The sequence below is a fragment of the Alcanivorax sp. HI0083 genome, assembly GCF_001635175.1.
The window spans coordinates 1-961 of sequence record NZ_LWFX01001407.1 but is presented as its reverse complement, the minus strand read 5'-3'; the positions used below and the strand labels follow the sequence as shown (position 1 = coordinate 961).

The following is a 961-nucleotide window of genomic DNA, read 5'->3' as shown; positions in this document are numbered from 1 at the left end:
CACCAAGGAGAGGAATCGTGGGAATTTTATCCTGGATCGTATTCGGTTTGATCGCCGGCATCATCGCTAAATGGATTATGCCAGGGAAGGACCCGGGCGGCTTTATTGTCACCACCCTGATCGGTATTGCTGGCGCCGTAGTCGGCGGCTGGCTGGGCTCCCTGACCGGCCTGGGCGGCTCAGTGAGCGGGTTCAGCCTGGGCAGCTTTATCACCGCCATTGTCGGCGCGCTGGTGCTGCTGGCGCTGTACCGGATGGTGAAGAAGAACTAGCACGCCTGATGCCATGAGCGTCATGCATCCGGCATCCAGCGTCCGGCGCTCCAACAAAAAAAGCCGCTTCCCGAAAAGGAAGCGGCTTTTTTTGTTGGAGCAATCTACCGGGCCAGAGGTTGATTTCGCATGCCCTACAGCAAAGGCTAAACCAACATTCGCTCGCGGTAGAAGGAATCCGCAATCTACTACCGGATTTTTTCTTTGATCCGTGCGGACTTACCAGAGCGATCACGCAGGTAGTAAAGCTTGGCGCGGCTCACATCGCCACGACGGTTAACCTGGATGGAATCGATCAGCGGGCTATGCAGCTGAAATACACGCTCAACGCCCACACCGTGGGAGATTTTACGCACGGTAAACGCAGAGTTCAGGCCACGGTTACGACGGGCGATAACCACACCCTGGAACGCCTGCAGACGCTCACGGGTGCCTTCCTTTACTTTCACTTGCACGGTAACAGTGTCACCGGCGCCGAATTCCGGTACTTCGGTTTTCAGCTGGGCATTTTCAATGCCCTGGATAATAAGGTTCTTGCCACTCATGGCAGTGCTCCTAATCAGAGTTTTTTGCTGTATGCGACGACTGCTCGGCGATGTATTCGTCCAGCAGCTGTTGCTCTTCGTTGCTCAAGCCCCGCGCCCGGCGGGCCTCCAGCAGGTCCGGACGCTGTTTCCAGGTCCGTCCCA

The 961-nt window shown here is 56.6% G+C and carries 2 protein-coding genes and 1 pseudogene; 1 reads left to right on the top strand and 2 read right to left on the bottom strand.

Annotation, left to right across the window (positions count from 1 at the left end; all coding sequences use genetic code 11):
• The first annotated feature begins 17 nt into the window (after positions 1-17).
• Entirely contained in the window at positions 18-272 is a 255-nt protein-coding gene (locus A3754_RS21315) for a GlsB/YeaQ/YmgE family stress response membrane protein (protein WP_063521103.1), read from the top strand.
• A gap of 188 nt (positions 273-460) precedes the next feature.
• Here A3754_RS21315 and rplS read toward each other — a convergent pair whose 3' ends face one another.
• A complete protein-coding gene (rplS, locus tag A3754_RS21310) occupies positions 461-817 on the bottom strand; it encodes a 50S ribosomal protein L19 (protein WP_007150853.1) in 357 nt (118 codons plus the stop codon).
• A 10-nt stretch (positions 818-827) separates the two neighbouring features.
• Positions 828-961 (bottom strand): annotated as a pseudogene (locus tag A3754_RS28035) (tRNA (guanosine(37)-N1)-methyltransferase TrmD); the annotation flags it as partial.

Coding starts and splice junctions, on each gene's coding strand:
- rplS (WP_007150853.1), bottom strand. CDS start 817: ATGAGTGGCAAGAACCTTATTATCCAGGGCATTGAAAATGCCCAGCTG.